Source organism: Marinomonas atlantica (assembly GCF_001639725.1).
Lineage (GTDB): Bacteria > Pseudomonadota > Gammaproteobacteria > Pseudomonadales > Marinomonadaceae > Marinomonas > Marinomonas atlantica.
Map to the genome: position 1 here is coordinate 417,304 of NZ_LTAW01000001.1, position 16,362 is coordinate 433,665.

Here is a 16,362-nt window from a genome sequence, read left to right on the forward strand (position 1 = left end):
TCTGTATGGATTGTGTGTGGAAAATGTCACGACCTGTTCCGTGATCGTCCTCAAACGCGCTAAAAATGCCTGTATATTGAGGTTTTTGTGATAACGAATTGACCTTTTTGCACTTATTAGGGAGCATAAGCGACTTAACGCGATTACGCTTGATCCCACATAATTTTAGGTACAGATTTTGGCTGTTTACACTTCTCTTTCGGACTCTGACATGCGCGGCCTTGTGGCCGATTACAACTTGGGTGAATTAGTGTCTTTTCAAGGCATTTCAGGTGGCGTAGAAAACACCAACTATTTCCTCACGACCACGACAGGTAAATACGTTCTTACCTTGTTTGAAGAGTTTGAATTTGATGAAGTGCCGTACTTCTTGGATGTGGTGTCACATCTACAAGAGAAGGGCTTTAATGTGCCCGCCGCATTACTCGATCAGCAAGGCGAGCGTCTGCGCGTGGTTCAAGATCGCCCGGCGATCATTGTGGATTGTTTCCCCGGCGATATCATGGATAGCACCACGGTTGAGTCATGTCGCATCATGGGCAAAGTGTTGGCGCAGTTACATACCGCTGGTACGGATTTTCCGGAGCAGCGTGACAGCCATCGTGGTATGGATTGGTGGCGCAGCACGTCTAAAGCTATTGCGCCAGAATTAGAGCCTGAGCAAGCGCACTTATTGTTAGAGCAAGTGTCTGAATTTGATACTTTTATTGCGCAATACGACGACCAGTTGGCGAAAGGTACGGTGCACGGTGATTTGTTCTTCAACAACACGTTGTTTGAAGGGGAGCAACTGTCAGCGATTATCGATTTCTACAATGCTTGCCATTCTTGGTTGATGTACGACTTTGCCATCGTTGTGAACGATTGGTGTTCGGACATGGCAACGGGTGAGTTGGATATGGACAAATACCACGCGTTGGTGAATGCCTACATTCATGAACGCCAGCCAAATGCGGCGGAAATCTTGGCGTGGCCACATATGTTGAAAATTGCGGCGTTGCGTTTCTGGTTATCACGACTTGAGGCGTGGCACGGTGCTAAAGATGATCCTGAACGATTGGCGCAACAGCATGATCCAATGGAGTTTCAGCGTATTTTGGAAGCGCGCGTACGTCATGTGCCGAGCCTGACGGAGAATTAATTAATGGGTCGCTGGAGTCACTTGATTGGCGCGGGTCTTGCTCTGTTTAGTGCAGGTCAGGCGTTGGCGCATCCGCATATTTGGATCGATTCCTACTATCAAGTGAACCTATCGTCGCCGAAAGTGCAGATTCTTGAAGCTTATTGGCAATTTGATGTGTTCTCCAGTGTGGACATGTTGATGGAGTTTGATAAAAACGCCGATGGTCAATTAACCAGTGCTGAAAAAGCCGATGCGGCAACGGCGATCACCAACCTTGCCCAATACGATTACTTTATTCGACTGCAAGTCGATGGTCGTGAGATCACGCCAGCGCAGATCGATGTGGTGGACGTGGGAGTAGTAGATCAAGCTATGACTGTTCGCCTTGGTATTACCTTGTCGGAAGACATCGATTTACGTCGTGATACCTTGCGTATGGGGTTTGGTGATCCTGAAAATTATTTTGCCATGGTGGTGCCGGAAGCTGGGCCGATCAAATTAACTGGCATGTTGGCCGAGACCTGTACGCCAGTCGAAGCGAAAGCGGATGAATTTTATATGGAAGGCTGGGTCGATCTTCAATGCGATGCCTAGAGCATTGATGTCTTTTTAATCGCTGCGTACGAGGGCGTGTCATGTTAGAGCATTTTCTATGGTTGCCATTTTTGTTGGCTATTACGGTGCTAACCATGAGCCCCGGTGTGGATACCTTGTTAGTGCTGCGCAGCTCTGCTGTGGCGGGCTGGCGTGTTGGTTTTGTCTGCAGTTTAGGTATTTGCCTAGGCTTGTTTGCCCACGCGACGGTGTCAGCGCTCGGTTTATCGGTAATTTTGCTGGGGTCGGCCACGCTGTTTACTGCGTTTAAATTAGCCGGCGCCTTGTATTTGGCGTATTTAGGCTTTCAGGCGCTGCGCAGTGCGTGTCATCCCAAAGGTTTAACTCTGAATGTCCCCGAGGGTCGTCAAGTGACGGCCAAAAGTGCGTTCCGTCAGGGCATTCTGTCAAATATCTTAAACCCGAAAACGATCGTGTTCTACATGGCGTTTCTGCCACAGTTTATTGACCCAGCGTATTCGGCTGTGGCGCAATCTCTGTTTATGGCTGCCCTTCACTTTATCATAGCGATGGTGTGGCAAACGTTTCTTGCGGTGATGGTTCACCGAGCAAGAGTATGGCTGGCGCGACCAAAAGTGGCGCAAGTCTTGGATGGCTTAACCGGCATATTGCTGGTGGGCTTTGGCATTAAATTGGCACTGACCCAACGCTGATCGCGTGGCGGTGCTTATTAGGTATCCCCTTATATGAGTCTGTTGATCTCCACTTGGATTAAGTTCTTTTTCCTGTTTGCTCCTTTCTTTGTGATGTCAATGTTTTTGGCGTTGACCCGTGGTCAGAATTCTTCTGAGCGTCGTCAAGTTGCCAATAAGTCGATTATTGCGGCTCTGGCCATTGCGTTGTTATTAATGTTTTTCGGCAGTGGTTTGTTTGAACTGCTGGGCATTACGTTGGATTCCTTTCGTATCGGTTCCGGTATCTTGCTGTTTATGTCGGCGATCAGTTTGGTGAAAGACGGTACGCGTAACCATGCGACCGGTATGCCGAATGAAGAGCGTGATGATGTGTCCGTGGTGCCGCTGGCGGTGCCAACCATTATTGGGCCTGCGACCATTGGTACGATCTTGGTCTACGGTGCCGAATTTAAAGGCTGGGATCTGGTCATCGGTGTGATGGGCTTAACCGGTGCGTTATTAACCTTAGCCGTGATTTTGTACTGCAGTTCGCTGATTGAGAAGATTCTTGGTCGCACGGGCCTGAATATCCTATCGAAAATCACCGGTTTGATTTTGGCTGCGATGGCCGCGCAAATTTTTATGGGCGGTGTTATGGGCTTTTTACACCCTGCAGCAGGATAAAAAACAGAGAATGCGTTTCCTGTATGCTACCAGTGTTATAGTATAACAGTATATTGATGGCCTGTTGGAGTTGAGGGTGCGCATAGCGAAATGGTTAGGTGTGTTTGGTCTGTTCTTTTCCAGCGTGGCGCTGGCAGCAGACCAAGTGATCGTGTTTGAAATGGGCCGTTGGGTCATGGAACAGCAACGTGATTTTCATCGTGAGCTGGCGCGTTTGGTGCAAATGCTGGCGAAAGAAGAAAATCCTGCTTTGCTGGGCAGTTTGTTAGTGGCGAGCTTTTTGTATGGTGTGTTTCATGCTGCGGGACCAGGTCACGGCAAAGCGGTGATTGCCTCCTATCTATTGTCTACTAAAGCGCCATTACGTAAAGGCATTCAGCTGTCGTTTACCTCGGCTCTATTACAAGGCGTGGTTGCCATCAGCTTGGTTTGGGTATTGGCGCAGGTCTTAGATTTAGCAGGCAGTATTACCGAAACCACACAAGTGTTGGAGCTGGCGTCTTACGCTGCGATTGGCTTAATTGGTGTCTGGATGCTGTGGCGTTTGGCACGAGGGAAATCGAGCTGTGGTCACGACCACAGTCAAGACGAACATGCCCATCAGCATAGTCATAGTTGCGAGCATCATCATGAAGCCCATCATCACGAACATCCGCATTCGTGTGGGCATGAACATGCGAGCCATCATGCGCGGCTGGAAGCGCCTAAAGATGAAATATCTACCGCCAAGCGCAGTACCCTTGCGATGGTTTCTGCGATTGGTATTCGCCCTTGTACGGGGGCTGTATTGGTGCTGTTGTTTGCCACCAGTACTGGCATATTTAAATGGGGCGTGTTGGCGACATTTGTTATGTCGCTGGGCACGGGTATTACAGTCGGGGCGTTGGCGTTGATCAGTGTATTGATCCGCGACGGTAGTTTCGCCCTTAGCCCCAGCAAATGGCGTCGTCGTCTCACCAAGGTTTTAGGGGTGTTGGCAGCGTGCGCATTAATATTTATCAGTGTCACGATGATTTACAGTGACCTACAGGTAACAGGGCGGGCATTCTAATGACCGAACACAAGCATTCTCATGAGCATGTACACAATCACGATGTGTGTATTGAACAAGCATTGGAAACCGCCGAAGCGGTGTGTACTGAGCAAGGCCAGCGCCTGACCAAAGTACGTCGTCGTGCGTTGGAGCTTATTTGGCAAAGCCATCGCCCTTTAGGGGCGTATCAATTGCTGGCAAAGTTGGCAGAAGAGGGCTTTAACTCTGCACCGCCGACAGTGTATCGCGCATTGGATTTCTTAATCTCTGCGGGTCTTATTCACAAAGTGGAATCGATGAACGCTTACCTAGGGTGCGCGCATGCAGACAAAGCGCACAAAGGTTACTTCTTAATTTGTGATGAGTGCCAAAATGTCATGGAGTTTGACTACCAAGACATTCATAAGACCTTGATTGCGAAAGCCGCTGAGCAGGGTTTTGAGCTGCGTTCAGACACGATTGAGCTGACCGGCTTATGCGCAGACTGTCGCGAAACAGGGTCACAACCATCATGAGTACCCGTTTAGCCGAATTAAAAGACATTGGCATTCGTTTTGGCGATCGCCAGTTGTTAAGCAATATTAATATTACCCTGCATCAGGGTGAAATCGTCACTTTGATTGGCCCAAACGGCAGTGGCAAAAGCACTTTAATTCGTACCTTGTTGGACCTGCAACAGCCGTCTTCTGGCAGCGTGATTCGTCATAACACTCTACGTATCGGCTATATGCCGCAAAAGCTGCACATCGATCCGACCTTGCCGTTGACCGTGAAGCACTTTTTGGGCTTGGTGCGTGGTGTGAATAAAAAAGACATTACGCCTACGTTGAATAAAGTTGGTATTCCACACCTCGAAAATTCGCAAGTGCATGTGTTGTCTGGTGGCGAAACGCAACGTTTACTGTTAGCGCGAGCGTTGTTGAATCGTCCAAATTTATTAGTGCTGGATGAGCCAGTGCAAGGTGTGGATGTGAACGGTCAAATTGAGTTGTACGGCCTGATTGCAACCATCCGCGATGAATTGAATTGTGGCGTGTTTATGATCTCCCATGACTTGCATTTGGTGATGGCACAGACCGATACAGTGGTGTGTGTGAATCAGCATGTGTGTTGTTCAGGATCGCCGCAACAAGTGAAGGATCATCCGGCGTACCGTGCCTTATTTGGTGTGTCGGGGGCGGATGCCTCGCTGGCGATTTACGCCCATCATCACGACCATGTACACGACGACAGCGGTGAAGTGGTCGAAGAAGGGCATGTTCACAGCAGCAGCTGTAAACATCACGCTCATTAACGCGGAGAAGAATTGAGATGTTAGAACTGTTAATGCGCGCGTTATTGGGTGGCTTAGGCGTCGCTGCGGTAGCAGGACCATTGGGCGCGTTTGTGGTGTGGCGTCGTATGGCCTATTTTGGTGATACGTTGGCGCACTCGGCGTTATTAGGCGTGGCGCTGGGTTTTTTGTTAGACATTAATTTAAACCTCGCCATTGTGGTGCTGTGTGTCGGCTTGGCATTGGTGCTGGTCGCGCTGCAAAAGAAGCACATTATTGCGACCGATACGTTATTGGGTATATTGGCGCATTCGTCGTTGTCGTTAGGTTTGGTGGCCGTCAGCTTCCTTGATAACGTGCGCATCGATTTGATGGCCTATTTATTTGGCGATCTGTTGGCTATTAGTCAGACGGACTTGTATTGGATTTACGGTGGTGGTTTGCTGGTGATGGCGCTTTTGGTAGCATTTTGGCGACCGTTGTTGGCGCTGACTGTGAACGAAGAGCTGGCGAAAGTCGAAGGTTACCCTGTCGAAGCGATTCGTTTATTGCTGATGTTGTTGGTGGCAGTGGTGATTGCCGTGGCGATGAAAATCGTGGGCGTGTTGCTGATTACCTCGCTTATGATTATTCCTGCCGCCACGTCAAGAAAGCTATCGCAGACACCGGTTCAAATGGCCACCTTTGCGGGTGTGCTAGGTTGTTTGTCAGTGTGTGGCGGTTTGTGGGCATCCTATCATTGGGATACGCCAACAGGGCCAAGTGTGGTGGTTTGTGCCGCGCTGTTGTTCTTGATCGCATATACCTTGCCAACGCGTAAAATGGCGTCGTAGAAACGCGGTTAGAATCAAACAATAGACCTAAAAAACGCGACCTTGAGTCGCGTTTTTTCGTTTGAAGAGAGCAATTCAGCGTTATTTTTGACTCAGTGCATCGAGCGATAATTTACCTGCACCGCGGGACATTATTAACAGTGCCAATGCGGCCCATGTGGCGTGTAAGGCATAGGCGCTTGGGTAGACAAAAATCTGAATGACTAGCGTCATTGCTAATATTCCGAATGCGCCTAAACGAGCGAATAAGCCTGTCAGTAGTAGGATGGGCAATACATGCTCAGCAATGGTCGCCAAGTACGCCGCTAATTCAAAGGGAATAATGGGCAAAGCGTACTCGTACTCAAATAAAAACAGGGTGCTGTCTTTTAACGTAGGCCAGCTGAATTCATACAAACCCGCGAACGGATTGAATGCGAAACCTTCGATTTTTGTTTGACCCGAAAGCCAAAAAGCAGCGGCTAATGCAAAGCGTGCTAGGAACAATACGAGTGACTCAGGTAAGCCTGAAAACAGGCGTTCAGTCGTGTTTTGGATTAAGCGCATAGCCATGACTCCTACGATTCATTAATGTCATCAAAGACTTGCCACGTCATTAATCGAGCAAGGGTTTGGCCTAAGTCGAAACCATCGTCATCGGGCAACGCGTGGCTAAGGCTTGGGTTCAGTTTTAGTGCCTTGATAAAGTGGTATTCAGCTTCACTCAATGGGTAGCAGCAGCCATAAAGACCTGCTTTGGTGAGCAATAAATATTCCGGTGCCGAGATCTGCAAACCCTTTAAATTGGGTTCGGGTTGTTGGTGCGCTAAATACAAGGCACCAACGGAAAAGGGGCTGTGCATGAGTTGACACTGGTCATCAATGTGTAAAGCTAAGGCTTCTGGGTGCTGCACTTGGCTGAGTGTTTGCTGTGCCGCTTCAAGCGATAGGGTCTTGGGTTCGGCCGTATTAGTCAGCTGTAGAAGACGGTATTCCAGTTCACATAAGCTTGATAAATAGGGTAATGCTTGGGCAGGTGGAAAGTCTGCAATGAAGTCGCTAAAATTGTCGCCATATTCTGACAAGATCGGAGAAGATGGCCGATTTTGTTCGATGTACTCATGTGCCATCGCGTTAAAAAAGTCTTCACCCACTAACTGTTTACACACTGGAAAAATATCTCCAAGCGCTGTTTGTAAAGACACATGGACATTGTTGCGATAGACATTTAGCCGCTGAGTACGCTCTTCTGTAGAGTGGCCTTTGATGTCATCCAATAGCTCGTCTGATTGTTTGAACAGCGCGGCGTTAAACTGGTTCTGCATGACTTTGCTCCTTTACAAGGGTGCGCAAATAATCTGCATGGCGAGCTTCTGTGAGTAATTCTGATAGGTCAGGAAAGTTGCCGTCTCGCTCAATCAGCGTTGGACAATCACCAATCAGCTCTAATGTGTGCTGATACAACTGCCATACCTCATTGGCAACCGCTTGGTCGTGGGAGTCGATTTTGAGCGACGCTTGTTCGTCTAGGGTATAACCTGCTAAATGAATCTGTTTGACCGCATGCATGGGGTAGTTCTGTAGGTATTCACACGGGCTGCGTTGGTGGTTGAAGCAGGAGACTTCTACGTTATTCACATCCAGTAATAAACCGCATCCAGTGCGTTGTACTAATTCTGCGATAAACTGTGTTTCACATAAAACACTGCTTTGAAACTCAAAGTACGTAGATGGGTTTTCAATTAAGATCTGACGGTTAAGTCGGCTCTGTACCTGATCTACATGTTGGCATAATAGGTCTAGGCGCGCTTCGGTGTAAGGTACAGGCAGCAAATCGTTTAAGAAATGCTGTTGGTGAGTGGACCATGCGAGGTGTTCAGAGAATACAGCTGGATTGGTCCATTCGACTAACTGAGCGACACGTTCTAAGTGCTCAAGGTCGAGTGCCTCTTCGCCACCCAGTGACAAGCCTACGCCATGAACGGTGAGGTCATAGTGATTACGCACTTGCTCTAGATAATAGCGGGCAGGACCACCGGCGCTGAGGTAGTTTTCTGCATGAATCTCAAAAAAGCCTACCTTTGGCAACTCCGCTAGGATTTGCTGGTAGTAGCTTGGTTTAAGGCTCACGCCGGTGCGCTGTGCAAAGCACGAGGGTAATGTTTTACCCTCGGTTTGCGAAAAGTCTAAGGCTGTCATGGTTTACCTTAGAAGGCTTCCAGTTTGCCGTGACCTGTTGGTGATGTTTGAGATTCCATATCCATACAAGTACCTGCAGGAACCAATTTCCAAGCGTTGCTTTGGTAGTCAGTTGTTGATGTGCCTGCACAAGAAGTACCTGGGCCTGCAGCACAGTCATTTTGACCTGCTAATGCTACGCCGTAGCACTTTTCTTTATCCGCTGCTTGAGCTGGAACGGCGACTGCAGAAAGAGCCACGGCTGTACCAAGTGCTAGAGCAAGAGACGTATTTTTAGTAGACATAATTTGGATCCTCCAAAGGAACATTTTGTTAGTTACCGTCGTTAGACGCAGGCGGATATCTACTTCTTACACAAAAAAATAAAATAATTTTAAAAGCATAAAAAATATTTTTATGATGTTTTTATGATTGAAGTATTAAGTTTTTATGAAATGCGGTGGGGCGGGGTTTCGTTCTGATGATGAGGCGAGTATGGTATTTCCACAACTTAAAGATGAACCAAGGAGTTTGGATATGTCTAAGCAAGAAGTAAAAGCAATCAAATCTGAAATCAAAGAACGTAAAGAGAAAGTTGCAAAGCAGAAAGACAAGATTGCTAAGTTGAAAAAGTCATTAGCGAAGAAAGTTGAAAAGAAAGTATCAAGCAAAGCGACAAGCAAAAAACCATCTGAGTCGCCAGCCAACAAATCTGCTAAAAAAGCCTCTGGTAAAAAGTCAGCTGCGAAAAAAACAACGAAAAAATAATCGTTCGTTGTTATAGAATGTCGGCGGCATAGTTAGCATGGCTATGCTGCCATTCCCCTTTTAAGCGTTGCCATCCTTTTCCTCACGATCACTTTGTTTTACGTAACGTTGACTGATGTCTCTAAGAGACAGCATTTGTTTACCAAACTGTCGGCAGGCTGGGCACATTGCCGTATGAATGCCTAAATTCATTTTTTCTTTGTTGGACAAAGGTCGGTCGAGTTTTTCAGATAAAAGCTGGGTCGCTTGAGTGCACTTCATCATGTGTTGTTCTCCCCCTGAAACCAGTTATCTTCAAGACATTCTCGTAAACGTAATCGAGCGCGAAACAAGGTCGTGTTTAAATTGCTTACGGTCACCTCTTCGTTGTCACAAATCTCATTGGTATCCAACTCTAGAAATTCGCGCATCATAAAAAGTCGACTGTATTTAGCCGGTAAAGCCTCTAAACAAGTGTCGAAAATACGCCAAAAGTGTTTGCTTTCTACACTATGAACGGGTTCGTCCCATTTCTGTGGACGCTCATCTTTTTGCCAATGGCCATTCTCGGTAAATAAATGATCGATCAGAGCTTCATCGTTGAGGCTCGCCCCTTCTTCCAGAATACTGGCGTTGGTGTAACGTTTTTCCTTTCTCAAAATATCAATCAGCTTATTTTTGAGAATGGCAAATACCCATGTTTTTAAGGCGGCTTGGCGATTAAAACGATCAATGTTTTGATAGGCAGAGAGCATAGCATCTTGTACTGCGTCTTCTGCGAGCGCTTCATTACGTACTTGCAGTATCGCGAATTTCAACATCTGTAAACGTAGGTCATTCATAAATTCGTTGTTATGAAAGAGTTGTCCACTAGGTTGTTTGTCAGAACGAGATAAGGCCTGTGTCATAGGAAAAACTCGGCTTGTTATTAAAAAGTTACCTAGCAATGTATCTAAGTAGACGCCACAAGCCGAGGATTTCTTACACTAAAAGCCAAAAATTATGGGTTTAAGGCGTTAAGTACGTTGTCGAGGCGGGATTTATCGTAAGGCGGTTTGATAGAACCCGCAAATTTCCCTTCCGGATTGATGAGTAACACTTTGCCTTGATGAGCGGCATAGTTGTCTGCGCTCGTGACTTGAACTAAATCCTGATAAGCCGCTTGCGAAGGGGGCACTATATGTACGCCAAAGGACGCTTGCTGTGCCATTTGGCCTTGGCAAACAGCGTCACAAACATTGGGTTGCAGGTTAATGGCCTGCCATTTTTCAGCGGTTAAGCGCTCCAGTGGCGGTACATTTCGAGGAAACTCCAGTAGTTGAATGCCTAAGTTTTTTTGCGCGTCCGGTGACAGTGCTGGGCCTGCAAAGTTCTTTTGATAAGACTGTGTAGCAACCCAAAACGCACCGGCCACCAGAGCTACCCCAATAAATGGCGCACTTAAACGGCTCATTTTGATTGCCCTTCCCCTGCGGCCGCTTCTGCTAAATACTCGTCTTTGAGTTTGACGTAGTTCAGTCCGGCATATTGGAAATATTCGATTTCTTGTTCGGTCAAGGCACGTGCTGGCTTAGCAGGTGAACCTTTGTATAAAAAGCCAGATTCGAGACGCTTGCCTGGTGGTACCAAAGAGCCAGCGCCAATAATGATTTCGTCCTCTATCACCGCACCGTCTAAAATGGTGGTACCCATGCCAACTAATACTTTGTTACCGATGGTGCAGCCGTGTAGCATGGCCATATGACCGACGGTTACGTCGTCCCCGATGTGAAGAGGGTGGCCTTCTGGCTTGTACGTGCTGGCGTGAGTGATGTGCAGACACGAATTGTCTTGGATGCTGGTGCGTTGACCGATGCGAATGCGGTGCATATCACCGCGGATTGCTACCAAGGGCCAAACAGAGCTGTCGTCGCCGATCTCGACGTCACCGATGATAACAGCACTCTCATCGACCCAAACACGCTCTCCAAATGTTGGCGTGTGACCGCGAAATGTCTTAATAGTCATTGTCTCTTCCTTAGCACACACGGTGCAGCATTAATGAAAGCTATGGATGTGATCGTTGTTACCCCATTGAAAAAGCGCCAAGACCACATATCTTATATGTCAGTACTAAACCTATTATTGCAAGGTGTCGAGCATCTTGCTGACGCCAAAAAGGATACCACGATATGACACAGTCCGTATGGGATGCCACCAGTTTGCCAGAATTTTCTAACGTTGATCCGAGTTCGGTTGCCGCTGATCTTGAGGCGTTGCTTGAAAAAAATCGCACCGACATTGAAGCGATCGTAGCCAAAAACCAGCAGCCAACGTGGGCAACATTGGTGACGCCACTCGATGAAATTCATGATCGTTTAGGGCAGTTCTGGTCGCCAGTAAGCCATTTAAACTCGGTGCAAAACACGCCGGAAATTCGTGAGGCCTACAATGCGTGTTTGCCTAAGCTGAGCGAATATTACACCGAACTTGGGCAAAACAAAGCGCTATACGAAGCCTACAAAGCCTTGGCTGATAGCGAAGAGGCCAAGATACTGACACCTGCACAAAGCGAAGCGCTGACTCAAACTATTCGTGACTTTGAATTATCAGGTGTAGGTCTTGAGGGTGAGGCGAAGCAACGCTATGGCCAGATCAGCGCACGCTTGTCTGAGCTGGGCAGTCAATTTGGTGAAAATGTATTGGATTCGACGCATGCTTGGAGCAAGCTGATTACCGATGAAGCTGAGCTTGCCGGTTTGCCCGAGTCAGCCTTAGCGCAGGCAAAACAAATGGCTCAAGCCAAAGAGCAAGAGGGCTGGTTGTTCACATTAGACCTGCCATCTTACTTGCCAGTGATGAGCTACGCGGACAGCCAAGCATTACGTGAAGAGGTTTACACCGCGTATGCTACCCGCGCGTCTGAACTTAGCAATGAAGGTAAATTTGATAATGCACCTTTGATCAGTGAAATTCTAGCGCTTCGCCACGAAATGGCGCAGATCCTAGGTTTTGACAATTACGCTGAACTGTCAGTGGCAACTAAAATGGCTGAAAGTGGCCAGCAAGTCGTCGACTTCTTAGACGATCTTGCCGCGAAATCAAAGCCGTCTGCAGAGCAAGACTTAGCTGACCTGAAAGCCTTTGCTAAACAAGAGCATGGTATCGAGTCCCTGAATGCGTGGGACGTTGGCTACTACGCCGAAAAGCTGCGTGAGCAAAAATTCTCGATCTCTCAAGAAGTGTTGCGCCCTTATTTCCCAATCAACAAAGTGCTTTCGGGGTTGTTTTATACCGCACAAACGCTATTTGGCGTAGATATTCGAGAAGAGTCCAGCTTTGATACGTACCACAACGATGTGCAGCTATTTACGATCTCTAAAAATGGCGAAGACATCGCGCGTTTCTTCCTCGACCCTTACGCTCGCGAAGGCAAACGTGGCGGTGCTTGGATGGACGAATGTCGTGTGCGTCGTCGTTTAGAAGATGGCCGCTTACAGCTGCCAATAGCGTACTTGGTGTGTAACTTTACGCAGCCGATTGGTGATCAGCCAGCACTGTTGACGCACGATGAAGTCACTACCTTGTTCCATGAATTCGGACATGGTTTACACCATATGCTGACACAGGTGGATGTGTCATCGGTCTCTGGCATCAACGGTGTGGCGTGGGATGCAGTCGAATTACCCAGTCAGTTTATGGAAAACTGGTGTTGGGAGCCTCAAGCGCTAGCGCACATTGCCGGTCACTTTGAAACCAATGAGCCATTGCCACAAGATTTGCTCGACAAAATGCTGGCGGCGAAAAACTTCCAGTCTGGCATGCAAATGGTACGTCAGCTGGAGTTCTCGCTGTTTGATTTCCGCTTACACCGTGAATACCAAGATGGCATCCAAGTGCAAGATGTATTGGACGACGTACGCAGTAAGGTCTCAGTGAATGTGCCACCTGCGTTTAATCGTTTCCAAAACAGCTTCTCGCACATCTTTGCGGGCGGTTACGCGGCAGGTTACTACAGCTACAAATGGGCGGAAGTGTTGTCAGCGGATGCCTTTTCGAAATTCGAAGAAGAGGGTATTTTCAACACTGAAACCGGTGCTCACTTCCGTGATACTATATTAGCGAATGGTGGATCACGCCCTGCAGCCGAGCTGTTTGAAGCGTTCCGTGGCCGTGAACCAAGTGTCGATGCGCTGCTACGCCATAGCGGTATTGCCGCTTAGCTTTTGGTTTTCTGGCTAGGTCTGTTTCCCTTTGCTCGACGAAGGTGCACTCTTGCACCTTCGTCTCGTGTGTTCATTCATGGACGCGGTCAGAAGGAAAGCAGATCAATCTATTGGCCGTCTTTTTAGATGGCCGAAAGTCTCAATCAGTAGCGGCATGGCGTAAACTTAGATGCATTGAGCTTGACTCTACAAACCGAGGTTAATAATGACAACCAAACGCTTTATCGCGGGGGCAGTATGCCCACGTTGCAGTGAGATGGATAAAATTCGTGCATGGCGCGATGACGATGCTGAGAAGCAATTTCGCGAGTGTATTGCCTGTGGCTATGAAGACGAGCAGTCGACTAGAGTCCAAGTGCAACCACAAGAACTGGAAACTCGTGTAAATCAGCCGCACAGCTCTGCTCCCGAAGCGGATACAGCAGTCATTAATTTTGTGCCGAACCCTGGGAATACTAAGCACTAAATGATAGAAAAAGTGGCTACGCTAGTTTGCGTAGCCGCTGCCAATGGCGCTAAAGGGTAAATCGAGTTCAAGTTCCGGCACCTGTAAGCCGACCCAAGCAGGGAAGGTGTTGCTGTTGGGGCCTGGGAACACGGTATACTCGTTTTTCCAAGGGTAATCTTGTACCGCTTGATCTATTTTAGAAATTAATTCTGCTGCTTTTTCGCCTTTCATTGATAAGACTTTTTCTGGCTTCGCGCCAAACCAGTAGCGGTCAGGCGTCTTCGTCATATAGCTATATAGGGCAGGTTGACCACGTTTTACGCGCCAGCCAACAACCTCGTGGACCTTGTATTCTAATGCGCCTGCTTCTTTGGTGGCGATCCAAGTATGTACGGCAAACCAGCCTCTCCAGCTGAACGCGTCAGCCGCGTATACTTCGATGACTGCTTTAGGTTCTTTATCAGGGGTTGGCGCTATCCCTGCGGGTTCACGGCTTGCCGTACGCCAATCTGAGTTGGAGCATGCGCTTAATAACGTTGCTAGGACAGCAGCGAATACTACTTTCTTCATATCTATCTCCTCGTCTGATATCAGTGTGACAAAAAAAAGGTGCATAGCGCACCTTTCGAGAAGAGTTCCAGAATTAATTCATATTACGATCATATTTTGATAATCAGTTTGGATCATACCAAATGCTTAATCAGTTGTTCTTCAGGTACAGGCGGTAAGAATAAATACCCTTGTAAATACTCAATACCCAAATTAGTTAAAAGGCGACGCTGTTCTTCTGTCTCGACACCTTCTGCCACGACTTTGTAGTTAAACGCTGAGCCGATTTGCGAAACTGCTTCAACAATAGCGCGACCGCCGGTGTCCATGGACCAAATAAAGGAGCGATCAATTTTGACATAATCTACATCAAATTCTTGCATTACGGATAGTGATGAGTATCCCGTACCAAAGTCATCAATAGACACTTTGATGCCCGTTTTTTTGAGTTGGGTTATGTTCTCAATCAGGCGGCGCTTGTCATGGGCAAATAAAGATTCCGTAATTTCTAAATCAAGATAATGCGCCGGGAAATCTGTGTGTTTCAATATTGCCGCGACTTCGTCAGGAAAATCTTCATCCAACAGTTGCTGAATAGAGACGTTAACGCTGACGCTTAATTCAGGATTGTGGGCATGCATGCGCTTTCCTGCAAGACAGGCTTCGCCAAGTACCCATAAACCAATCGCACGAATAAAGCCGTATTGTTCGGCAACGCCAATGAATTCATCGGGTGGGATCATTTCATTGTCTAAGCGCCAGCGAAGCAGTGCTTCAACTGCATCTATTCTACCCGTATCGGTGGCAATAATAGGTTGATACACCAAAAAGAGTTCATGGCGATGAATAGCATTTTCTAGGTGGTCTCGTAAGCGCAACTCACGTAGCAAATGCTCACGTAAAGATTCATCAAAGATCCCAACACGGCCTTTCTCAGTACGTTTTTGATGATACATCGCCATATCTGCTCGCTGGATTAAGCGGTCATGTTGAGAGCCATGCTGCGGGTAGTAAGAGATACCGACGGTTGCACCAATACACAGTTTGGAGCCATCAATAACATATGGGGATGAAATCTGCGTGATCAGCTCTTGAGCGTCCTCTAGCAACTGATCATGTTGCTCAACCACTAATAAAAACTCATCCCCGCCCCAACGACACAGCAAATCACTGGGTTCTATATTTTGCTGTATGCGTTTGCTCGCCTTTCGAATGACTGTATCTCCAGTCTCATGACCCAATGAATCGTTGATGGTTTTAAAGCCATCAAGGTCAATAAATAAAACAGCAAGCTTTGTATTCGGTTGCGTTTGCAGACGGTAATAAAGCTTTTCTGAAAAAGCTTTACGGTTGAATAAACTGGTTAACGGATCGATGTTTGATAAGGAGTAAATTTCCTGAGTTCGCTTGGCGACCTCTTGCTCCATATGAGATAACAGGTGGTCATTTTGATGTTTTAAATGTATTGACCTAGATGTGAATTGCGCGGCTTTCTTTGCCCCAGATGTCATGACAATGAAGAAGGCAAACGTTAGATAGGACAGAGTATTATGGAACGGCTCATCCGAGAATAGTAAGGCGATAGCTAAAGGTAACGTAATGACAGCGCAGTATGCAGTTGATAATTTACGGGAGCCAGATAGTAAACTGATAGCACCACCAGCAAACGCGGAAATAATGATGCAGGTTATGGCGAGCTCTGCCCAACCTCGATTCTGTATTACCACTAATACGGCATAGGCGCTCCAAGTAACCCCAGTTGCAATGGCACCGATAGAAAAACGGCTAAATGCACTGCCGTAAGAAAAGTTGTCTGTGTGTCGAGTACGAAAGAAAAAATACAGCAGGTCTGTAAAGCGTAATACACAAACGAGCGCTATAAAGCCCCACCATAGAAATTGCACAGTACGCTCCTCATCAGCATGGGGAAACGTAAAGACCAATGCCGATGACGTTATAACCGTGATGAGCAGTCCTGCTCCGAGATTATTGTAGAGTAGGCTGACAGCATCTTTTTGTTCAACTCGTGAAAGTTCTGTTGGGAGCATAAAGGTATTTTTTTCTCTTAAGGACGCACAATC

General features: G+C 47.4%; 21 protein-coding genes. 11 read left to right on the forward strand and 10 right to left on the reverse strand.

Annotated elements, in window-relative coordinates:
• The first annotated feature begins 178 nt into the window (after positions 1–178).
• From AYW75_RS01965 to znuB, 8 genes are all read left to right on the forward strand, one after another.
• The gene (locus AYW75_RS01965) at positions 179–1,141 is read left to right on the forward strand and encodes a homoserine kinase (RefSeq protein WP_067094582.1); all 963 of its coding nucleotides are present in this window, start codon (positions 179–181) and stop codon (positions 1,139–1,141) included.
• A gap of 3 nt (positions 1,142–1,144) precedes the next feature.
• A complete protein-coding gene (locus AYW75_RS01970; protein WP_067094584.1) occupies positions 1,145–1,717 on the forward strand; it encodes a DUF1007 family protein in 573 nt (190 codons plus the stop codon).
• Positions 1,718–1,758: 41 nt separating this feature from the next.
• Entirely contained in the window at positions 1,759–2,391 is a 633-nt protein-coding gene (locus AYW75_RS01975; RefSeq protein ID WP_067033383.1) for a LysE family translocator, read from the forward strand.
• A 33-nt stretch (positions 2,392–2,424) separates the two neighbouring features.
• Positions 2,425–3,036 carry a MarC family protein gene (locus AYW75_RS01980; RefSeq protein WP_067094587.1) on the forward strand — a complete coding sequence of 204 codons (612 nt, stop codon included), beginning with the start codon at positions 2,425–2,427 and terminating at the stop codon, positions 3,034–3,036.
• A 76-nt stretch (positions 3,037–3,112) separates the two neighbouring features.
• Positions 3,113–4,087 carry a nickel/cobalt transporter gene (locus tag AYW75_RS01985; RefSeq protein WP_231886128.1) on the forward strand — a complete coding sequence of 325 codons (975 nt, stop codon included), beginning with the start codon at positions 3,113–3,115 and terminating at the stop codon, positions 4,085–4,087.
• Entirely contained in the window at positions 4,087–4,584 is a 498-nt protein-coding gene (locus tag AYW75_RS01990; protein ID WP_067094590.1) for a Fur family transcriptional regulator, read from the forward strand. The genes AYW75_RS01985 and AYW75_RS01990 overlap by 1 nt, the downstream gene beginning before the upstream one ends.
• Complete coding sequence (gene znuC, locus AYW75_RS01995) at positions 4,581–5,363, forward strand: zinc ABC transporter ATP-binding protein ZnuC (protein ID WP_067094593.1); 783 nt, start codon at positions 4,581–4,583, stop codon at positions 5,361–5,363. The genes AYW75_RS01990 and znuC overlap by 4 nt, the downstream gene beginning before the upstream one ends.
• Before the next feature lie 17 nt (positions 5,364–5,380).
• Positions 5,381–6,175 carry a zinc ABC transporter permease subunit ZnuB gene (znuB, locus tag AYW75_RS02000; RefSeq protein WP_067094596.1) on the forward strand — a complete coding sequence of 265 codons (795 nt, stop codon included), beginning with the start codon at positions 5,381–5,383 and terminating at the stop codon, positions 6,173–6,175.
• 81 nt (positions 6,176–6,256) lie between these two features.
• Here the strand turns inward: znuB and AYW75_RS02005 are convergent, their stop codons facing one another.
• From AYW75_RS02005 to AYW75_RS02020, 4 genes are read right to left on the reverse strand one after another with little or no spacing between them, the layout of a single operon-like run.
• Positions 6,257–6,721, reverse strand: a complete 465-nt coding sequence (locus AYW75_RS02005) for a DoxX family protein (RefSeq protein ID WP_082856349.1) — start codon at positions 6,719–6,721, stop codon at positions 6,257–6,259.
• 11 nt (positions 6,722–6,732) lie between these two features.
• Positions 6,733–7,479, reverse strand: a complete 747-nt coding sequence (locus AYW75_RS02010) for an HvfC/BufC N-terminal domain-containing protein (RefSeq protein WP_067094601.1) — start codon at positions 7,477–7,479, stop codon at positions 6,733–6,735.
• A complete protein-coding gene (gene bufB, locus AYW75_RS02015) occupies positions 7,463–8,353 on the reverse strand; it encodes an MNIO family bufferin maturase (protein WP_067094604.1) in 891 nt (296 codons plus the stop codon). Before bufB ends, AYW75_RS02010 begins: the two co-directional genes overlap by 17 nt.
• A gap of 8 nt (positions 8,354–8,361) precedes the next feature.
• Entirely contained in the window at positions 8,362–8,637 is a 276-nt protein-coding gene (locus AYW75_RS02020; protein WP_067033406.1) for a BufA1 family periplasmic bufferin-type metallophore, read from the reverse strand.
• Between the two features lie 232 nt (positions 8,638–8,869).
• Between AYW75_RS02020 and AYW75_RS02025 the strand changes: the two genes are divergently transcribed.
• Entirely contained in the window at positions 8,870–9,100 is a 231-nt protein-coding gene (locus tag AYW75_RS02025) for a hypothetical protein (RefSeq protein WP_067033409.1), read from the forward strand.
• A gap of 60 nt (positions 9,101–9,160) precedes the next feature.
• Here AYW75_RS02025 and AYW75_RS02030 read toward each other — a convergent pair whose 3' ends face one another.
• The 4 genes from AYW75_RS02030 to AYW75_RS02045 form a co-directional block, all read right to left on the reverse strand.
• Positions 9,161–9,364: a zf-HC2 domain-containing protein gene (locus AYW75_RS02030; RefSeq protein WP_067094606.1), complete on the reverse strand. Its 204-nt coding sequence runs from the start codon at positions 9,362–9,364 to the stop codon at positions 9,161–9,163.
• A complete protein-coding gene (locus AYW75_RS02035) occupies positions 9,361–9,987 on the reverse strand; it encodes an RNA polymerase factor sigma-70 (RefSeq protein ID WP_067094610.1) in 627 nt (208 codons plus the stop codon). Before AYW75_RS02035 ends, AYW75_RS02030 begins: the two co-directional genes overlap by 4 nt.
• A gap of 92 nt (positions 9,988–10,079) precedes the next feature.
• Positions 10,080–10,532, reverse strand: a complete 453-nt coding sequence (locus AYW75_RS02040) for a hypothetical protein (RefSeq protein ID WP_067094613.1) — start codon at positions 10,530–10,532, stop codon at positions 10,080–10,082.
• The gene (locus tag AYW75_RS02045; protein WP_067094616.1) at positions 10,529–11,086 is read right to left on the reverse strand and encodes a gamma carbonic anhydrase family protein; all 558 of its coding nucleotides are present in this window, start codon (positions 11,084–11,086) and stop codon (positions 10,529–10,531) included. Before AYW75_RS02045 ends, AYW75_RS02040 begins: the two co-directional genes overlap by 4 nt.
• Positions 11,087–11,250: 164 nt before the next feature.
• Between AYW75_RS02045 and prlC the strand changes: the two genes are divergently transcribed.
• Entirely contained in the window at positions 11,251–13,281 is a 2,031-nt protein-coding gene (gene prlC / locus AYW75_RS02050; protein WP_067094619.1) for an oligopeptidase A, read from the forward strand.
• A gap of 208 nt (positions 13,282–13,489) precedes the next feature.
• Complete coding sequence (locus tag AYW75_RS02055) at positions 13,490–13,750, forward strand: YheV family putative zinc ribbon protein (protein WP_067094622.1); 261 nt, start codon at positions 13,490–13,492, stop codon at positions 13,748–13,750.
• Between the two features lie 21 nt (positions 13,751–13,771).
• Here the strand turns inward: AYW75_RS02055 and AYW75_RS02060 are convergent, their stop codons facing one another.
• Together AYW75_RS02060 and AYW75_RS02065 are read right to left on the reverse strand one after the other, a co-directional pair.
• Positions 13,772–14,302, reverse strand: coding sequence for a DUF3750 domain-containing protein (locus AYW75_RS02060; RefSeq protein WP_067094625.1), 531 nt, complete (start codon positions 14,300–14,302; stop codon positions 13,772–13,774).
• A 113-nt stretch (positions 14,303–14,415) separates the two neighbouring features.
• Positions 14,416–16,329, reverse strand: a complete 1,914-nt coding sequence (locus AYW75_RS02065) for a putative bifunctional diguanylate cyclase/phosphodiesterase (protein ID WP_067094626.1) — start codon at positions 16,327–16,329, stop codon at positions 14,416–14,418.
• Positions 16,330–16,362 lie beyond the last annotated feature (33 nt).

Coding starts and splice junctions, on each gene's coding strand:
- AYW75_RS02065 (WP_067094626.1), bottom strand. CDS start 16,329: ATGCTCCCAACAGAACTTTCACGAGTTGAACAAAAAGATGCTGTCAGC.
- AYW75_RS02005 (WP_082856349.1), bottom strand. CDS start 6,721: ATGCGCTTAATCCAAAACACGACTGAACGCCTGTTTTCAGGCTTACCT.
- AYW75_RS02025 (WP_067033409.1), top strand. CDS start 8,870: ATGTCTAAGCAAGAAGTAAAAGCAATCAAATCTGAAATCAAAGAACGT.
- AYW75_RS02030 (WP_067094606.1), bottom strand. CDS start 9,364: ATGATGAAGTGCACTCAAGCGACCCAGCTTTTATCTGAAAAACTCGAC.
- AYW75_RS02045 (WP_067094616.1), bottom strand. CDS start 11,086: ATGACTATTAAGACATTTCGCGGTCACACGCCAACATTTGGAGAGCGT.
- AYW75_RS01970 (WP_067094584.1), top strand. CDS start 1,145: ATGGGTCGCTGGAGTCACTTGATTGGCGCGGGTCTTGCTCTGTTTAGT.
- znuC (WP_067094593.1), top strand. CDS start 4,581: ATGAGTACCCGTTTAGCCGAATTAAAAGACATTGGCATTCGTTTTGGC.
- znuB (WP_067094596.1), top strand. CDS start 5,381: ATGTTAGAACTGTTAATGCGCGCGTTATTGGGTGGCTTAGGCGTCGCT.
- AYW75_RS02035 (WP_067094610.1), bottom strand. CDS start 9,987: ATGACACAGGCCTTATCTCGTTCTGACAAACAACCTAGTGGACAACTC.
- AYW75_RS01990 (WP_067094590.1), top strand. CDS start 4,087: ATGACCGAACACAAGCATTCTCATGAGCATGTACACAATCACGATGTG.
- prlC (WP_067094619.1), top strand. CDS start 11,251: ATGACACAGTCCGTATGGGATGCCACCAGTTTGCCAGAATTTTCTAAC.
- AYW75_RS02055 (WP_067094622.1), top strand. CDS start 13,490: ATGACAACCAAACGCTTTATCGCGGGGGCAGTATGCCCACGTTGCAGT.
- AYW75_RS02010 (WP_067094601.1), bottom strand. CDS start 7,479: ATGCAGAACCAGTTTAACGCCGCGCTGTTCAAACAATCAGACGAGCTA.
- AYW75_RS02060 (WP_067094625.1), bottom strand. CDS start 14,302: ATGAAGAAAGTAGTATTCGCTGCTGTCCTAGCAACGTTATTAAGCGCA.
- AYW75_RS01975 (WP_067033383.1), top strand. CDS start 1,759: ATGTTAGAGCATTTTCTATGGTTGCCATTTTTGTTGGCTATTACGGTG.
- AYW75_RS02020 (WP_067033406.1), bottom strand. CDS start 8,637: ATGTCTACTAAAAATACGTCTCTTGCTCTAGCACTTGGTACAGCCGTG.
- AYW75_RS01980 (WP_067094587.1), top strand. CDS start 2,425: ATGAGTCTGTTGATCTCCACTTGGATTAAGTTCTTTTTCCTGTTTGCT.
- bufB (WP_067094604.1), bottom strand. CDS start 8,353: ATGACAGCCTTAGACTTTTCGCAAACCGAGGGTAAAACATTACCCTCG.
- AYW75_RS02040 (WP_067094613.1), bottom strand. CDS start 10,532: ATGAGCCGTTTAAGTGCGCCATTTATTGGGGTAGCTCTGGTGGCCGGT.